A 16,010-nucleotide genomic window follows, 5' to 3' on the forward strand; every position below is an offset into this window, starting at 1 on the left:
ACTATTTCCCTACAATCCTAAAAAACATCCTCTTCCCGGCCTTGAAAAGATAGCTTCCCTTTTTTAGCTTGGCATTAGGATCATCACATTTCTTGCCATCAATCGTCAGTCCGCCCTGTTTGATAAGCCTGATAGTCGTGCTTGTGCTTGTGCTTCCCGCTGGGCTTATATCCTTCATAATCTTAGGTATCCACATCTCGTCTTCTTCCCACTTAAGCTCAAAAACAGGAATCTCATCAGGCATTCCTTTATCCTTGAAAATATGCCCGAACTCTTCTTTGGCTTTTAATGCCGCATCTTTTCCACAGTATCTTTCCACAATCTCCAGTGCAAGATTTTCCTTTGCAGTCTTTGGATGGATTGTGCCCTTTTCTATTCCTTTTTTAAGTGCGCTGAGTTCATCAATTGATATATGGCTCAGAAGTTCATAGTACCTGAGCATAAGGGTATCGTTTATTGACATCACCTTTCCGAATATATCCTTTGGCTGCTCCGTAATCCCAATGTAATTCCCAAGGCTCTTTGACATCTTGTTAACTCCGTCCAGTCCTTCAAGCAATGGCATAAGGACAACAGCCTGCTCTTCAACCCCGAATTTTCTCTGGAGTGTCCTTCCCATCAGGATATTGAATTTCTGGTCTGTGCCGCCAAGCTCAACATCGGCTTTGAGATGAACAGAATCATACGCCTGGAATAATGGATAGTAAAATTCAAGTATCGATATGTCCTGCTGGTTTTCAAATCGCTTTTTGAAATCTTCTCTCTCTAACATCCGCGCAACTGTCTGCATCGCGCCGAGCTTCACAATGTCCATAGCATCCATTTTTGCAAGCCATTCGCTGTTGAACATGACCTTGGTTTTTTTAGGATCCAATATCTTAAATATCTGCTCTCTGTATGTCCCGGCGTTTTTTAATACCTCTTCCTTTGTCAGGGGTTTTCTCACCTCTGACCTGCCGGTAGGGTCTCCAATCATTCCTGTGAAATCGCCGATTAGAAACAATATCTCATGCCCCAGTTCCTGAAACTGGCGCATTTTTTCAAGAAGGACTGTATGGCCAAGGTGAATATCAGGCGCAGTGGGATCAAACCCTGCCTTTATCTTTAAAGGCGTGTTCTTTTTTACAGACTTCTCAAATTTGGCAAGGAGCTCTTTTTCGCTGATTACTTCAACAGCCCCTCTTTTGATTATCTCAAGTTGTTTCTCAGGCGTAATCATGGGAATTATGATAACCCCTTAAGGTGATTGTAGTCAATTTTTACATCCTGCCCTCGTTATCTTGACTTTATTCCTGCTAAAAAGATATACTTTTCCTCTGGAGAAAAACAATGGGAACATATACTACATACCATCCTCACAAGATTAAAAGGAAACGGACACACGGCTTCCTTGAGCGCATGAGTTCAAAGGGAGGACGCAAGGTCATTCAAAGAAGAAGGGCAAAGGGCAGGAAGAAACTGGCCGTTTAATCTTTGATTCCTTATCGCAGACAGGGCTTTACACCCATGAACCTTATTAATAATGTGAGCGGCTCTGATGCATACAGTGTAGGAGTTGCATGGCGGGAGATATAATTAAAAATATTTTATTAGGGTCTATAAAACTCTATAAATATGCAATCTCGCCATTATTGCCTGACAGCTGCCGGTTTGTGCCGACCTGCTCTGAATATTCGGCAGAGGCAATAAAAAGATATGGCGCTGTAAAAGGCAGTTATCTTTCAGTAAGGAGAATACTCAGGTGTCATCCGTTTCATAACGGCGGATATGACCCTGTAAGGTAAACAGAATAATGGGAACAGAAAAAAGAACATTAATAGCTATAATCCTTTCAATAATCATTCTTGTAGGGTATCAGTTTTTATTCCCTACTCCGCCTGAGAAACAACCGGCAACCGAACAGGCAAAGGAAGAAAAGAAAGAAAATAAACCGCAGGAGCCTGTCAAGCCTGTTTCCGTTCCTGCTTCAAAACCGGCAGTATCCCAGGCAGAAGAAAAAGAAGTCAGGATTGAAACAGGCCTTTATTCTGCAACGCTCTCGTCAATAGGCGGGACAATAAAAAAATGGGAATTAAAAAAATATAAAGATAAAGATGGGCTGCCCGTTGTCCTTCAGCAGGGACAGAGTATTTATCAGCCTCTCAGCATAGGGTACCAGAATGATTTTAATCTTGCAAAGGTGAGTTTTAGACTCTCAGGCAAGGATCTGAAACTTAATGAAAACACAAGTACAGGCGCCATTGTTTTTGAATATGCAACCTCTGAATCTTCCATAAGAAGGACTTACACTTTTTATAATGACAGCTACAAGGTTGACCTTAAGGATGAAGTTGCGGGTTTGCCAGAATACTGGATAACCACAGGCACTGACTTCGGTATTTATGACAAAAAAGATACGTCAGTTCATCTCGGGCCTGTGCTCCTAAAAGACGCAGAGAGAATAGAATTTGACGCAAAAAAACTGAGCGAGACTAAAAGCTATCAGGGCAGGCTTAAATGGATTGCGCAGGAAGATAAATATTTCTTCTCAGCTATTGTGCCGGTGACGCAGATGGATGAGGCACAGGCATGGAAGGTTCAGGATGCATCCGTTATCGCATTCAAGGGAAAATCCGGCATTAATAATTTTATCGTTTATGCCGGGCCGAAAGAACACGACAACCTCAAAAAATTAGATGTCGGGCTTGAGCACATCATTGATTTCGGCTTTTTCTCCATCATATCAAGGCCGCTGTTCTGGCTTATGAAATTCTTTCATAACTTCATGGGGAATTACGGATGGGCCATAGTGCTTTTGACAATAGTAACACGAATTCCATTCATTCCGCTTCTAAATAAAAGCCAGGCATCAATGAGAAAGATGCAGGAAATCCAGCCCAAAATGGCTGAGATAAAAGAAAAATACAAGAAAGACCCGCAGAAGATACAGAAGGAAACAATGGAGCTTTACAAAAAACACAAGGTAAACCCCCTTGGGGGCTGCCTTCCTATGCTGTTGCAGATTCCTGTATTCTTTGCGTTATATAAGATATTATCAATCGCCATTGAATTAAGAGGCGCGCCGTTCATTCTCTGGATAACAGACCTCTCAGGCCCGGACACGCTTTTCGGACACATCCCTTCGTCGTTCCCTTTGATTGGCGGTTTCGCTCTCGGCCCACTGCCGATTGCCATGGGGATTACAATGGTCATCCAGCAGAAGATGACGCCGTCGTCAGCCGACCCTGCCCAGCAGAAGATGATGATGCTCATGCCGGTTATATTCACATTCATGTTCCTTAACTTCGCGTCAGGGCTTGTGCTTTACTGGCTGATAAACAACTTACTCTCAATTGCCCAGCAGTTTTATGTGAACAGAAAACTTGCAAAAGAAAAAGCTGAATAAATAGGAATAGCGGCCTTTTTATTTTTCGGAATACTCTGCGTAATTTTCCTACCTGAATCTCTTCTTGTCAAGAAATATGGGATGTGTCCCTAATTAACTATTCTAATTAACTATTTAAATAACCAAATGCCTAAAACCAATTTGCATGCCTCATAACAATGCGAGCTAAAAAAGCGTCCTGTGGCACTCGTTCAGTGCACGCAATTGTTAGAGTTGATATTCAATATACAAACTCCAAAGATAATGCTTTTACATTGAACTTCTTTTCGATAAAAGTCTTAAGTTTTTCAAAAGACTCCTGAAGACCTTTGAGAGCATCATCACAAAGTCCATATATTGAATCAGTCATATCCTTTAGAATGGCAACGGTAGCCCCATCCAAAGTTGCTTCGGGGCCAAGTGTCGCCATTCTTTTTTGCATAATTTCATGTCGTTCGTTTCGCTGATCAAGTGCGCCAAGTAAAGTGCGAAATTTATGCTCTGATATCATAAGTTCGTTCAAGAGCTGTGCACTATCACCGTCAAGCATAAAAACAAGTGATGCAATATCGAGACTGGGAAACTTTGCAAGAACAGAAAATGGCTTTAAGGTGAGATGCCGATTAATGTCATCCTTCATTGGATCAAGAACCTGTTTCTTCATATTTTTGACAGCATTAAGCTGCGTTGTAATTACAAACTGTGCATGTTTTGCAGCAGATATCTGTGCTTCTCGTTCTTTCTTGTCGGCATGACGACGTTCGAAATAGAATGCTAAAAAAGCACCCAGAAAGGTACCAAATAAAGCAGCCAGAGCCGTCTCTGCATTATCACGGATTATGTTAGTCATCCATTCGAGAAGTGGTGTCATTTTTAAATTTTAGTACTCTAACAATTAATCGACCAAGCACCCCTTTCCGCGAATGCTTGAATAAGACTATAGCATATTGCAAAACGATATGACAGAAGAAATTTTTTTGAAATCAACAGGCGCAAATTTTTATCATGTCGTATTTTGTGGTCAGCCTGAGGCGGATGGATAAATTTACATATAATCAAACAGGAGAAAGGCGTATCCCGACTAAGTTATACTATTAATTATGATTCTTGATGACACCATAGCCGCCATTTCTACTCCTGCCGGAGAAGGCGGAATCGGCATTGTCAGATTAAGCGGAAAAGACGCAATAAAAATAGCAGGCAGGCTGTTTCATTCTTCAAAAGGCAAAACCCTCTCTGCCTCAGCCTCGCACAGAATAATCTATGGCTTTATAAAAGACCCTGAGACAAATGAAACTGTGGATGAGGCGCTTGTCTCAATAATGCGCTCGCCGAATACCTACACGAGAGAAGATATTGTTGAGATTAACTGCCACGGCGGAATGTCCCCTCTGAGAGATGTGCTTGAGCTTGCAGTTAAAAACGGCGCGCGGCTTGCAGAGCCCGGAGAGTTCACAAAAAGGGCCTTCTTAAACGGAAGGCTTGACCTGAGTGAGGCAGAGGCAGTGCTGGACCTCATAAGGGCAAAAACAGATGAGTCGCGCAGAATCGCTCTTGAACAACTGAGAGGAAAACTCTCTGAAAAGATTCTGAATCTCAGGGAACAGATTACAAAGATATGCGTCTTCATAGAGGCTTACATAGATTTTCCTGAAGAGGACATAGAGCTTGCATCGAAGAAAGAGATTATTGAATCAGCAGAGACAATCCTGAAAGAGCTTGAGTCGCTTCTAAAAAGTTACGATGAAGGCAGATTTTTCAGAGAAGGGCTTGCAGCGGCAATCGTAGGAAAGCCTAATGTCGGAAAATCTTCTCTCCTTAATGCGCTTCTTCAGAAAGACAGGGCGATTGTCACAGATACCCCTGGCACAACAAGGGACACAATTGAAGAATATCTGAATATCAACGGCCTGCCGCTTCGCATAATTGACACAGCAGGAATAAGAGAATCGCATGACATGGCAGAGAAAGAAGGAGTTAAAAGAAGCATCAGGGCCATGGAAGATGCGGATTTAGTCATAGCTGTTATTGACGGCAGTGAGCCTCTGAAAGATGAAGACATCGAGGTGCTCGGAAAGACAAAAGGTAAAAACACGATAATAGTTATCAATAAATCCGACTTAATAAGTTCAGAAGAGCAGAAGAGCAGAAGAGCAGAAGTTAAACGGCTTCTTGGTAAAAGGTCATTCCCGCTTGTCGGGAATCCTTCTGAAGAAAGACTCCGGACAAGCCGGAGTGACAAATCAGATGTTTATGATATCTTTACTATTTCCGCAACGAGAGGCGAAGGGATTGAGGGGCTTAAGCAAACAATATTTAACTCCTCGGTTAAAAACTGGAAAGAGCAGAAGGAGGGTGTTATTGTTACTAATCTCAGGCATAAGATTGCAATTCAGGCTGCTTATGATTCTCTAAAGAATGGGATTAAGGCAATTGAAACTGACAAGCCGCTTGAGATAATTGCAATTGAATTCAGGGATGCGCTTGACAGACTCGGAGAGATTGTTGGAGCTGTAACAACAGATGATATTCTCAACAGGATATTCAGCGATTTCTGCATCGGAAAGTAAAAGGACAAAAATTGTGAGGAGGCGGGGGCTGGGTTGAGGCAAGATTCACGGGTCTGCCAGAATAGGGGCTGAAGTCGCAACGAAGTGGAGCGGATAGCCCCGCATGAGAACTTGCAAGAGATTAATATATTGTATTAACATCTGCATAATTGCAAGGGTAGTTTAATATTGCCGAAAGACAGCTTCAGCCTCGTGAAAGATTCGTTGAATGAATTGCTAACTTTTCGCCGCTGCCGACATCTCAGCCTTTTTGATGGAACTTTGAAGATATTCTTTGAACTTGGAAGACACCAGCCATTTAATCCCAAATTTTTCAGCCCATTTTATTATCCCCTGGTCTGCTGTTACAAGCAGCGCATCAAGCTCCCGTGCAAGCAGAATGAGGTCAACATCCTCCTTGCTGTCAATAATCCCTTCCCTTAAAGCCTCTCTGTATTTTCTCCTCATGTCCTTAATAATCTCTTCTTCGCCTGCTTTTGAAACACCCCTTACAGCTTTCTCTGCCACCCTGAGCCCCTTATTAATCCTCTCTCTCATGTCTTCTATCAATTCATAGAGCAGAAATGCAGGGCATGTAAGCTCATGTTTCTTTGGAGGTTTTTGCTGAAGAACCACGAGCAGGTCTCCTGATATTTTTTCAGGTTCTATGAAATTAAGGAGTTCCTCAAATATGGACGGCGGCATATAGAACTCAAGGTGAGGAATCTGCGATGCTAAAAACAGGAAGTCCTCAAGCGCCTCTGTAGGTGTCCTGCCAAAGCTCTCGCGAACCTCAGGATTTACAAAAAGGCTTGTATCTAAAACTACAGCGCTCTTTTTAAATTTTGCCTGCCCCATGAAGTTTGAACGTATATGTATTCCAGTTATTGCAACTCGGGCACCTGCCGGACCAGTCCTGTGATAAGTAGCCGCAGGCTGAACACCAGTAAGGAAGCCGGAACGCTATTTTCATGTCCACAGCTTTTTTGAATTCCACCGCTGCCTTGTCGCATTGATTGCGCCTGAGATAAAGGTCGCCCATTATCTGATAAAGTTCAGGGGACGCCACCCCGCTTGCATCTACGTAAGAAAATGTTTCAAATGCATCGTCTATCATCTCAAGCCTGTAGTAGAGCTTCCCAAGCAGAAATCTCAGCGCATGGTTCTGAGGCTTCTTTGACAGGCTGTTGACATAAAGCCTTATGAGCCTTGCAGGTTCTCCAATGTTTATAAGCAAATCTTCAAGCCTTGCAAGAACTATCAGGGACGCTGTCTGATCATAGCTCTTTTCAAGAAAGTCAACGGCATCTTCTGACTCGCCTTCCCTGAGCATTACCTCGGCAAGTCCGATGTATGACGGCACAAAATCCACATCCAGCCTGAGCAGTGTCTTGAACAGTTTCTTTGCCTTTTCAATATCCCCGCGTTCAAGGCTGTAACGGCCGTATTCATACTTATATCCAAGGAGGTTCATCTGCTCCCTCTGCCGGTCTTTTTCTGTATGTTCATGTTTCAGTATCGTCTTCTGCACCTCAACAAGGTCGTCCCATTTTTCATCCCTTTCGAGAATAGCCCTCTTTTTGTAGAGAGCGCTGAGATTGTCAGTATCTATGTCGAGGATTTTCTCTATGTAATTCAGCGCCTCTGCCCACCTTCCTGTTTTTTCCATCAGGTTTTCAAGCGAGAACAGCACCTCGGGGTTCTGCTGGTTGGAAGCAAATGCCTTGTTATAGAAGCTCATTGCCTTCTGATATTCCTCTTCGGCAGATGCGATGTCGCCGAGCCTGAGCAGCGCGTCAAGATGTTTCGGCTCTTCTGCAAGGATGCCTTCAAGCGCTTCCTTTGCTTCATCCTCATTATGAGCAAGAAGCGCATTCAGCGCCTTTGAATACATCTCCTGAACCCTTGCCTCTTTTTTCTGTTTGCGCTGATACTGAAGGTTATCTATAAAGCGTTTTGTGTCTCTTATAGTAAAGACAACGAGCATCGCAAGCGCGCCTGCAACGCATGAAAAGAGTATCAGTGCTATCTTGGAAGTCTCATACGCATCGCCAAAAGGTATTTTGATTGTTGTGATTTCCTGGTTAACATATGCCAATCCCCCAAGCCCGGCAAGAAAAAGTATGAATATAAATATTGCGATCTTACCCATTATCAGTTATGGCCCTTTCCCTCTCCATGTATTCTCGGCGCATCAAGCCAGAGTTTTTCAAGCTGATAGTAGGCCCTTGTTTCTTCTTCAAACACATGAATAATGATATCTCCGTAGTCCATTAACACCCAATGACTGTAATTCAGCCCTTCGATTCCGATAGGACGAATACTTTTTTTTGAAAAGTTCTCTTCTATTGCCTCAGCAATCGCCCTGACCTGTGTTGTGCTTTCTCCTGAACAGACAATGAAATAATCTGCAATGATGGACAATCCTTTCAGCTCAAGGACACGCACATCCACGGCTTTCTTTTCCATTGCTATCTTCGCTGCTGCAAGGGCTTTGGCTTTACTTTTTATTAAAGGCTTATCCTCCTTTCCATATTGAAGTTAAAAGTTAGAAGTGAAAAGTTAAAAGTTATGATTAACTCTTTCGCCTCAGGCGAACCCGCCGAAGCGGGCAACCCTTAACCTTTATAAATCTTATGAGTAATTATATAGGATTCAACTTCTTCTGGCAATAGGTATTTTATGCTTTTCCCGCGCTTTATCAGCTTTCTGATGCCGGTTGCCGATATCTCAACAGGCGTAATATGCAGCATTGTTATGTCCCTGCCGCTTATTAGTTTTGTTTTATATGACTGAAGTTTTGCATCATCAAGCTTTTTAAGGATGCTTCTATTTATCTTCAGATACGGTGAAGAGGCAAGGCCTGTGAATTTATAAGACGGCCTTGAGATGACTATAAAATCCGCAAGGCTGACAAGCCTCTCAGGCTGCCACCAGTTAGGGATGTCAATAAAAGCATCAATGCCGGCTATAAAGTAAAGCCTTGCGCCGGGATAAATGCGGCGCAGCTTTTCAATGGTATCCACGGAATAAGATTTATCCTTTTTTTTATATTCGATATCAGAAACAGCAAAGGAGTGGTTTTTAGATATGGCAAGCTTTACCATCTTATATCTGTGTTTTGCGTCTGCAAGCTCTTTATCCTTGAGCGGAGGGTTGCCTGACGGCACAAAGATAATCTTGTCAAGCCCGAGTTTTTCCTTCACCTCTTCTGCGGCTGTGAGATGTCCGTAGTGAATCGGATTAAACGTCCCGCCGAATATGCCGAGTTTCATTATCCCCGTCCCTCAATTACCGCATCTGAGAAGGGGGAACCTTTTACTTTTTTCCTGAACTTAGGCTGTAAAGGGGGCTTGTAAAAACTTGGCAAGATTATTTTGCCCTCAAGTGATAATTTCAATAAAAGGGATTGCAACTTTTTTTTACGGGTCACCTTCGCTGTCATGTAGTTAATTATCATGCATTAGACTGCGTTGTCAAGCAGAGGGATAGTTCAATTATAATTAACATTCAAGGTTTTATTCAATTGATTGACAGACACCGCACAAAATATTATTTTTTCTGATGAGCAAAAAAATAAGCTAATAAATTTGCTTTTGAGCAAAATTATTACTATAATACGTTTATGGTAAAAGAGCGATACTTAACGCCTTACATCGTTAATGACCTCAAGGAAAAGATGGTCTTTGTCGGAGGTCCCCGGCAGGTGGGTAAAACAACCCTTTGCCGTGAACTTGTTGCGTCTTATTTTAAAAAACATTCATATTTCAACTGGGATAATAGAAATGACCGGAAGGCCATTCTAAGCTCAAGCTGGCCGGCAGACAGCAAATTGCTGATTTTCGACGAATTGCACAAATACAAAAAGTGGAAAGGTTTCATCAAGGGAGAGTACGACAAGCTCAAGGATGCTTTTCACTTCATTGTAACAGGCAGCGCAAGACTGGATTTGTATCGCCGCGGAGGCGACTCGCTGCAGGGAAGATACCATTATTACCGGCTTCACCCCTTCACTGTCGCTGAAATAGCAAAGACATTTCAGCCTGCAGTTCCTTTCAATAAACTTATCATTCCTGATATGACATCTGAAGATGTTGTGGAATCACTCTATGCATTCGGAGGCTTTCCCGAACCCTTTCTAAGACAGACGGCAAGGCATCTGAGAAGATGGCACAATGAAAAAATTGAGCGGATGTTAAGGGAAGACATTCAGGATATGCAACTCATAAGAGATATGGGCAGCATGAGGCTTTTAAGCGATATATTGCCTTCGAAAGTCGGCTCTCTGCTTTCAATAAATTCTATCAGGGAAGACCTTGAAGTAAGCTTTAGGGCAGTGGCTCACTGGATAGATGTGCTTGAGTCATTTTACTATCTTTTCAGACTATATCCGTTTTCCGGCAAAAAGATACGCTCTTTGAAAAAAGAGCCTAAGCTTTATTTGTGGGATTGGGCAGAGATCGAGAACGAATCCGCAAGGTTTGAAAATCTGATAGCCTCGCATCTCCTTAAGTTCGTGCATTTCCTTATTGATTTTGAAGGCCACAAGGCTGAGCTTTATTTTCTTCGGGATGTGGATAAGCGTGAGGTTGATTTTCTTGTCACTGTAAAAGGAAAACCATGGTTTGCGGTAGAGGCGAAACTCAACAATGAACGGCTCTCGCCTTACCTCCTGTATTTTAAAGACCGTCTTAATATTCCTTTCTGCTATCAGGTGGTTAAAACAGCAGGTATTGACAGGTTTGAAAAAGGAGTAAGGATTATCTCAGCCGGGAAGTTTTTGGGAGGAGTAGCATAAGAAGAGCTATTCTATATTCCCTCCACTACGAAGCGGTATAGATTATTGCTTTTCAAATACCCTTCCTGCGCCAGTAATTTTATTCAATATCAGAAACAGCAAGGGAGTGATTTTTAGATATGCCAAGCTTTACCATCTTATATCTGTGTTTTGCGTCTGCAAGCTCTCTGCCCTTAAGCGGCGGGTTTCCTGACGGCACAAAGATAATCCTGTCAAGACCGAGTTTTTCCTTAACCTCTTCTGTGGCTGTGAGATGACCATAGTGGATTGGGTTAAAGGTCCCGCCGAATATGCCAAGTTTCATATTTTTTCTAACTTCTTCAAAGAAATGAACTTATCAAAACCCTTTTTCTCCAATCCTTTCATCAGCTCTTTATCTCCGGTCAAAAGATAGGCATCAAGAAAAATAGAGAGCGCTATAAAAGGGGTGTCATTTTCATCTGTGTCCTTGCACAAAGAGTGCGCCCTGTTAAAAATCTCTCGTGGAATAGTCTCCTCATTTATGAAATGTATTTTTGAAACGATATTTCCTAACTGCGTAAGAATCTCATCCTCGCTTAACTTTGAAATGGCCTTGATTTTGTCTTTATGCTTAAAGATTTCTACAAATAGAAAATTGCAGCTATAAAAGGTATGCTTGCTTAGATATAAAAGCGATCTGAAACGGTTGTCAGGACTCAAGAGGGCGGAAAAGAGAATATTACTGTCTATTACCAGTTTCATTAATAAATCTCTGTTTATTCTCCTTCCACCATTTTTCTTTCATCTTTTTTGAAAGTCTCAAAATATCTTCTGAGGTTGCCTTGCTCTTTTTTGCAATCTCAATAGCGGACAGAAAAGACAGGATGTCCTCATCTACTTTTCCTACAGCAAATTCCAGCAACACTTTGTTGCCCTTTAAAACGGCTTGCATTTTATCCTCCCTTCAATTGTTGCTTTTGTTCTATTATACCAATATTAGCGAGAAATTCTTCAAACAGAGCATTGTTGATTCTCTCAGCCTTTAAATACCATTCCTGCTCCAGTAATTTTTTCGGGCAATCGTGCAAGTCCTTAATAAAATGCAGCACAGGCACTGTTTTCGGGGGGGGGTAGGTCATGGGGAAAGAATGCTATTTCATTAAACTTTTCAGTGTTTGATATTCCTTGCCCTGTTCAACCAGATAACATTCTACATCTTCGCTTATCCGCCCAAATGGCGATTCAGCCTGATAAGTGTATAACTTCTTATCTTTTCGTTGCATGATCAGGCGGCTAATTCATTAAATCCCATAAAATAAAATAGCAATATTTCACAACTTCATGATTTACTTCGGATGGCTCAAGATGTCCGTGGAAAAGGTAGCAACGTATTTGATATAAAATTTCTATGAGGCAAGCGCAAAATTTCTGTTTATCGCTAATAATGAAAATCTCATTCAGTTTAATTTTGTCTGGCTGTCGTCTTAATTTAACTAAGTTAGTATAGCCGGCAGGGGTTTTGCGTTGTGAATAATCAAATAATGCCGTTTCATAAGAAACATTATAATTATGATGGCCTTTCGGATATTTAATAGATGCTCTGCTTAAAGAATAATGTAAAGACTCTAAATTTGATTTAAATTTTAGATTTTCCTTTATAGGCCCGTCTGCAATTAGATTACAAAATCTTGAGAAAACTTGATTTCTTCCTGTGAAATCAGTTTTTAATTTATCTATAAAAGCTCTGTCCCGTTTATCAACTTCGGAATAGTGAGAACGATACCATGAATTAAATCCCAACCAGAGCGTCATAAACTGAGAGAAATAATCCATGCTTGCCTTCTCTAACCACTCTTTTTTAAAATCCGGCATCTTTCAATCCTGATTTTATAATCTCATCTTTTATCCACTTTTCCGCGTCTTTCTCGCTCTTCTCAATCGCCATTTCAACGCCTCGTTTGGCGATATAGAGAAGACGCTTTGAATGTTCACGATCGGAAAATGATTCATCTATTTTTGTGGATATTTCTTTTTGCACAGAAACTGGCAGAATAGGAATCAACGTGTTTTTTACCTGATCTACAAGCCAATGATTAATTATTGACCCACCGGAGTCCCGTTCAATCTGTTTCTGGACAACAATAGAGTTTAATGCAAGTGTAAGATATTCAGGATAAATGCTATTGATGTCTTTTACTGTTATCCGGAGTATTCCACCAGAAGGAATCATCTTGCAGGGTGTTTCTTTTAGATAAAATGCGATTCCCGGTGTGGCATCCTTCGATAGCAAAATCTCACCTTTCTTCGGCTGATGCATTTTAAGAGTGTCGTACAACGACACAGACAAGAATTGCTGGTTATCGTTATTGATCCCGAATTTCGAGAGATTGCTGACTCTGAGGAATGGAATGCCGTTATCCTGATAAGCGTCGCTACCGGGTTCAATACATTTCTTTATTGAAACGATATCGCCTAAACAAGCGTGATTCTTTGAAGACCTAATGGCCTTGACTATCTCCTCATACATCGGTTGAAAATATTCGGCGTCAATGCGGTTGCTGGATTGCGTGTCGAAAAAATTCTTAATGAAGTAAAGTTGATGTTTTGGTTTCCAGTTTGGAAGACCTAATTCATTGAGCAGCGCATCTTCTGCTTTAGCGTATTGTTCGGCGGATTTTATATAAAGACTCTGACTCTGAATAAATATCTGACGGATTATTTTTTCGAAAAATCCGTCCATAGGTTTATATATTAATATCCTGCCGACTCTCTCAAGTGTCAATTGATATTGTATAGTTAATTCACGCTCTCTGACCAGTTGTTCAAAACCATATTTTGATCTCAAGTAAACAGTTAGATAAAAAGGATCTATGCCTTCTATTTTAAAAACACCCAGAACCGTTCTCGACAGAGCCACTTCATCAAGGCCATAAACTACAGACGCATAGCAAGGAGACCCAACTTTAGTAATCACGATATCCCCATTTTTCAATATCTTGATAGTTTTATTTTCTTTAATAAAAGAACGAGGCAGCCTTTCAAATGTATCGTTTTGCAAAGAAGTAATGGCGGGAAATTCAATGCAATCCACACACCTGATAAAGGGCATTTCTCCAGTAGCATAATATTCTGTGGCGGATGGATAGAAAGCACTTGATGCGAGCTTGCAGTAATCAGATAAGGGCTTAGCATTAACTTTTTTGAGTTTGCCTTCATTCTCTAAATAAGAAGGCTCGAAATATTCAGCATCAATTCTGTCGTCCAAATCTACATTTGAGCTACTTACAATAGATGCTTTCATTTGCCATTTTTCCAAAAGCTGAGTTTCTCTTTTTTAGCCCATTCAATAAACGCCTCAGCTATACCGTAAGGTAATTCGCCGCCCTGATTATGCAAGTCATGATCAACAACAAGGTGGCCATATTTGTCTAACTTCCGCTTGCCGTCGCCGTTTTTGACATAGATATACTCGCCTGAATTGTCCTTGCCGGATTTTTCAGACACACCAAAAAAAATAGGATAATCATCTTTTTTTGGACAGAGCTTGTCATCCCATTTCTGCAGGAACAAGATGCTTGTCTTTGTGCCAGTGTGGGGCTTGAACGTGTTTCCATGCAATCCCACGACTGCCAGAATGCGGGCCTTGTCGGCGATAAATTTACGGATGTCTTTATCTGACGTATTATTGAAGCGTCCTTGAGGCAGGACAATCGCCATTCGTCCGCCGGGTTTTATGAAATCAAGATTTCGCTCGATAAAAAGGATATCTCTGCCAACTTTCGGCTTAGGCTTGTTCTTATCGTTATAGCCAAGCTCGTATTTATGAATGATGCGCGGTTCTTTAATGTCGCCCGCAAATGGCGGATTTGCCATTAAAATATCGAAGAGAAAAGTCTTATATGAAATTATCTCCTTCTTGAGAACTTCAAGCCGTTTGAACCCCTTGCCATAGGTCATAAGCCAGTCCGGATTCTTTATAGTCTCATTCCAACGGTCATAATCAAGAGTATTGAGATGCAGAACATTTGTCTCACCATCACCGGCAATGAGGTTTAATGTGCGGGCAACACGGACAACCTTTTCGTCAAAATCAATACCAAACACCTTGAGGACATCTTCTTTTTCTTCCTGCGAAATCTCGGTATTTTCAAAGAGATGTCCTGTTAAATGAAAGATGGTGTGAACAGTGAAGCCGCAAGAACCAGCGGCGGTGTCAATCATGTATTCGCCTTTTTGGGGATTGAGCATCTTGACGCACATATCAATTACATGGCGTAGCGTGAAATACTGGCCTTTTTCGCCCTTAGAGGATTTGCTTACCAAATATTCAAAGGCCTCATCAATAACCTGCAGATTGGAATTAAAAAGCTTAACGTCCTGAAGGCTTGAGACACAGACGGAAAGATGAGAGGGCGAAAGGTCACTTTTGCTTTCATCTGGAAATACGCCGGGCCATTTCTTTTTGGCCTCGTCAAAAAGTTTCTGAATCTTCTTCTTTAGCTCACCTTCGGACTGTCCTGTATTCCTGAACTCAAGAACTCGGAAATCGCGCGTATCAACATCTTTCAAAACAGATTTTAATTTCTCGAAATCGCCAATTTCATCAGCTTTTAATTTTCGCTTAATCGTTCGGTCGGTAATAACTTTGTCGTCTTTGCTCTTGGTCTCATCAAAAAGTTTCGTAAAGATGAGCTTGAAAACCTCCTCAAAGACATCAACACCAGCATTTGCGAGGACTTCATCTTCCATTTCAGTGATAATCGTCTTAAGTGATTTGCCCTCATTCAGAATTTTATCTTTGACAATCAGATCCAACCACGTGAACCGCTCTTTTAAGATGTCTTCAAGGGTCTGATCAGCTTTCGGAATGTCGGTTATATCCACAAAGAAATTCGGGTCTTTGCGGTTATAGTGGGAAATCTGTCCGCCGTTTGACCACACGCCGATAGGTGCGCCTGTAGCATTACAGTATGACCTAAGCTGTTCCTTGCCGTCCTTGAGCTTCGGTTTCTTGACCTCAACGATAATGTATTCAACGGTCGGCCTGTCTTTATCAAAGACGACTATATCGGCAGATTTTGTCTCCCGCCCAAACTGAACAGGATGCTCAAAGCGTATCCGCTTCTTAGGATAGCCGTATTCGTTAATGAGTTTAATTGCGTAAAGCTGACGAACAACTTCCTCCGGCTTGAGCTGAACTTCTTTCCCACGAATGATACAGTCAACGTAAGGCTTGTTTTTCTGAACCTTGATTTTTGCCTCAAGTGCTTTTATATCGGCTTCTGCAAAAAGCGCAAGATCGTAGTTTGTATCTTTAAAAATTTCGTTTATTTTCACT

The 16,010-nt window shown here is 41.6% G+C and carries 17 protein-coding genes; 5 read left to right on the forward strand and 12 right to left on the reverse strand.

The features are described from left to right. Position 1: 1 nt before the first annotated feature. Positions 2-1,216, reverse strand: coding sequence for a tyrosine--tRNA ligase (locus HY035_07000; GenBank protein ID MBI3378130.1), 1,215 nt, complete (start codon positions 1,214-1,216; stop codon positions 2-4). 113 nt (positions 1,217-1,329) lie between these two features. Here HY035_07000 and rpmH point away from each other — a divergent pair, with 113 nt between their 5' ends. From rpmH to yidC, 3 genes are all read left to right on the forward strand, one after another. Then, the gene (gene rpmH / locus HY035_07005; GenBank protein ID MBI3378131.1) at positions 1,330-1,470 is read left to right on the forward strand and encodes a 50S ribosomal protein L34; all 141 of its coding nucleotides are present in this window, start codon (positions 1,330-1,332) and stop codon (positions 1,468-1,470) included. Positions 1,471-1,574: 104 nt separating this feature from the next. Further along, the gene (gene yidD / locus HY035_07010) at positions 1,575-1,784 is read left to right on the forward strand and encodes a membrane protein insertion efficiency factor YidD (protein ID MBI3378132.1); all 210 of its coding nucleotides are present in this window, start codon (positions 1,575-1,577) and stop codon (positions 1,782-1,784) included. Between the two features lie 8 nt (positions 1,785-1,792). Further along, the gene (gene yidC / locus HY035_07015; GenBank protein MBI3378133.1) at positions 1,793-3,385 is read left to right on the forward strand and encodes a membrane protein insertase YidC; all 1,593 of its coding nucleotides are present in this window, start codon (positions 1,793-1,795) and stop codon (positions 3,383-3,385) included. Between the two features lie 220 nt (positions 3,386-3,605). Here yidC and HY035_07020 read toward each other — a convergent pair whose 3' ends face one another. Continuing rightward, entirely contained in the window at positions 3,606-4,235 is a 630-nt protein-coding gene (locus HY035_07020) for a hypothetical protein (protein MBI3378134.1), read from the reverse strand. Between the two features lie 232 nt (positions 4,236-4,467). Here HY035_07020 and mnmE point away from each other — a divergent pair, with 232 nt between their 5' ends. After that, entirely contained in the window at positions 4,468-5,934 is a 1,467-nt protein-coding gene (gene mnmE / locus HY035_07025) for a tRNA uridine-5-carboxymethylaminomethyl(34) synthesis GTPase MnmE (protein MBI3378135.1), read from the forward strand. 216 nt (positions 5,935-6,150) lie between these two features. Here mnmE and HY035_07030 read toward each other — a convergent pair whose 3' ends face one another. From HY035_07030 to HY035_07045, 4 genes are all read right to left on the reverse strand, one after another. Next, a complete protein-coding gene (locus HY035_07030; GenBank protein ID MBI3378136.1) occupies positions 6,151-6,771 on the reverse strand; it encodes an RNA ligase partner protein in 621 nt (206 codons plus the stop codon). Next, the gene (locus HY035_07035) at positions 6,752-8,065 is read right to left on the reverse strand and encodes a tetratricopeptide repeat protein (protein ID MBI3378137.1); all 1,314 of its coding nucleotides are present in this window, start codon (positions 8,063-8,065) and stop codon (positions 6,752-6,754) included. Before HY035_07035 ends, HY035_07030 begins: the two co-directional genes overlap by 20 nt. Before the next feature lie 2 nt (positions 8,066-8,067). Beyond that, positions 8,068-8,424: a ribosome silencing factor gene (gene rsfS, locus HY035_07040; protein MBI3378138.1), complete on the reverse strand. Its 357-nt coding sequence runs from the start codon at positions 8,422-8,424 to the stop codon at positions 8,068-8,070. A 107-nt stretch (positions 8,425-8,531) separates the two neighbouring features. Beyond that, positions 8,532-9,188 carry a nicotinate-nucleotide adenylyltransferase gene (locus HY035_07045; protein MBI3378139.1) on the reverse strand — a complete coding sequence of 219 codons (657 nt, stop codon included), beginning with the start codon at positions 9,186-9,188 and terminating at the stop codon, positions 8,532-8,534. A 350-nt stretch (positions 9,189-9,538) separates the two neighbouring features. Here HY035_07045 and HY035_07050 point away from each other — a divergent pair, with 350 nt between their 5' ends. Further along, positions 9,539-10,711, forward strand: coding sequence for an ATP-binding protein (locus tag HY035_07050; GenBank protein MBI3378140.1), 1,173 nt, complete (start codon positions 9,539-9,541; stop codon positions 10,709-10,711). Between the two features lie 79 nt (positions 10,712-10,790). Here the strand turns inward: HY035_07050 and HY035_07055 are convergent, their stop codons facing one another. From HY035_07055 to HY035_07080, 6 genes are all read right to left on the reverse strand, one after another. Continuing rightward, a complete protein-coding gene (locus HY035_07055) occupies positions 10,791-11,015 on the reverse strand; it encodes a nucleotidyltransferase family protein (protein MBI3378141.1) in 225 nt (74 codons plus the stop codon). After that, positions 11,012-11,434: a hypothetical protein gene (locus tag HY035_07060; protein ID MBI3378142.1), complete on the reverse strand. Its 423-nt coding sequence runs from the start codon at positions 11,432-11,434 to the stop codon at positions 11,012-11,014. The genes HY035_07055 and HY035_07060 overlap by 4 nt, the downstream gene beginning before the upstream one ends. After that, positions 11,412-11,624, reverse strand: a complete 213-nt coding sequence (locus HY035_07065; GenBank protein ID MBI3378143.1) for a hypothetical protein — start codon at positions 11,622-11,624, stop codon at positions 11,412-11,414. Before HY035_07065 ends, HY035_07060 begins: the two co-directional genes overlap by 23 nt. A 341-nt stretch (positions 11,625-11,965) precedes the next feature. Continuing rightward, positions 11,966-12,544, reverse strand: coding sequence for a hypothetical protein (locus tag HY035_07070; GenBank protein MBI3378144.1), 579 nt, complete (start codon positions 12,542-12,544; stop codon positions 11,966-11,968). Further along, positions 12,531-13,988, reverse strand: a complete 1,458-nt coding sequence (locus HY035_07075; GenBank protein MBI3378145.1) for a restriction endonuclease subunit S — start codon at positions 13,986-13,988, stop codon at positions 12,531-12,533. The genes HY035_07070 and HY035_07075 overlap by 14 nt, the downstream gene beginning before the upstream one ends. Then, positions 13,970-16,009: an N-6 DNA methylase gene (locus HY035_07080; GenBank protein ID MBI3378146.1), complete on the reverse strand. Its 2,040-nt coding sequence runs from the start codon at positions 16,007-16,009 to the stop codon at positions 13,970-13,972. The genes HY035_07075 and HY035_07080 overlap by 19 nt, the downstream gene beginning before the upstream one ends. Position 16,010: the final 1 nt, after the last annotated feature.

The organism is Nitrospirota bacterium (genome assembly GCA_016195565.1).
GTDB lineage: Bacteria > Nitrospirota > Thermodesulfovibrionia > Thermodesulfovibrionales > UBA1546 > UBA1546.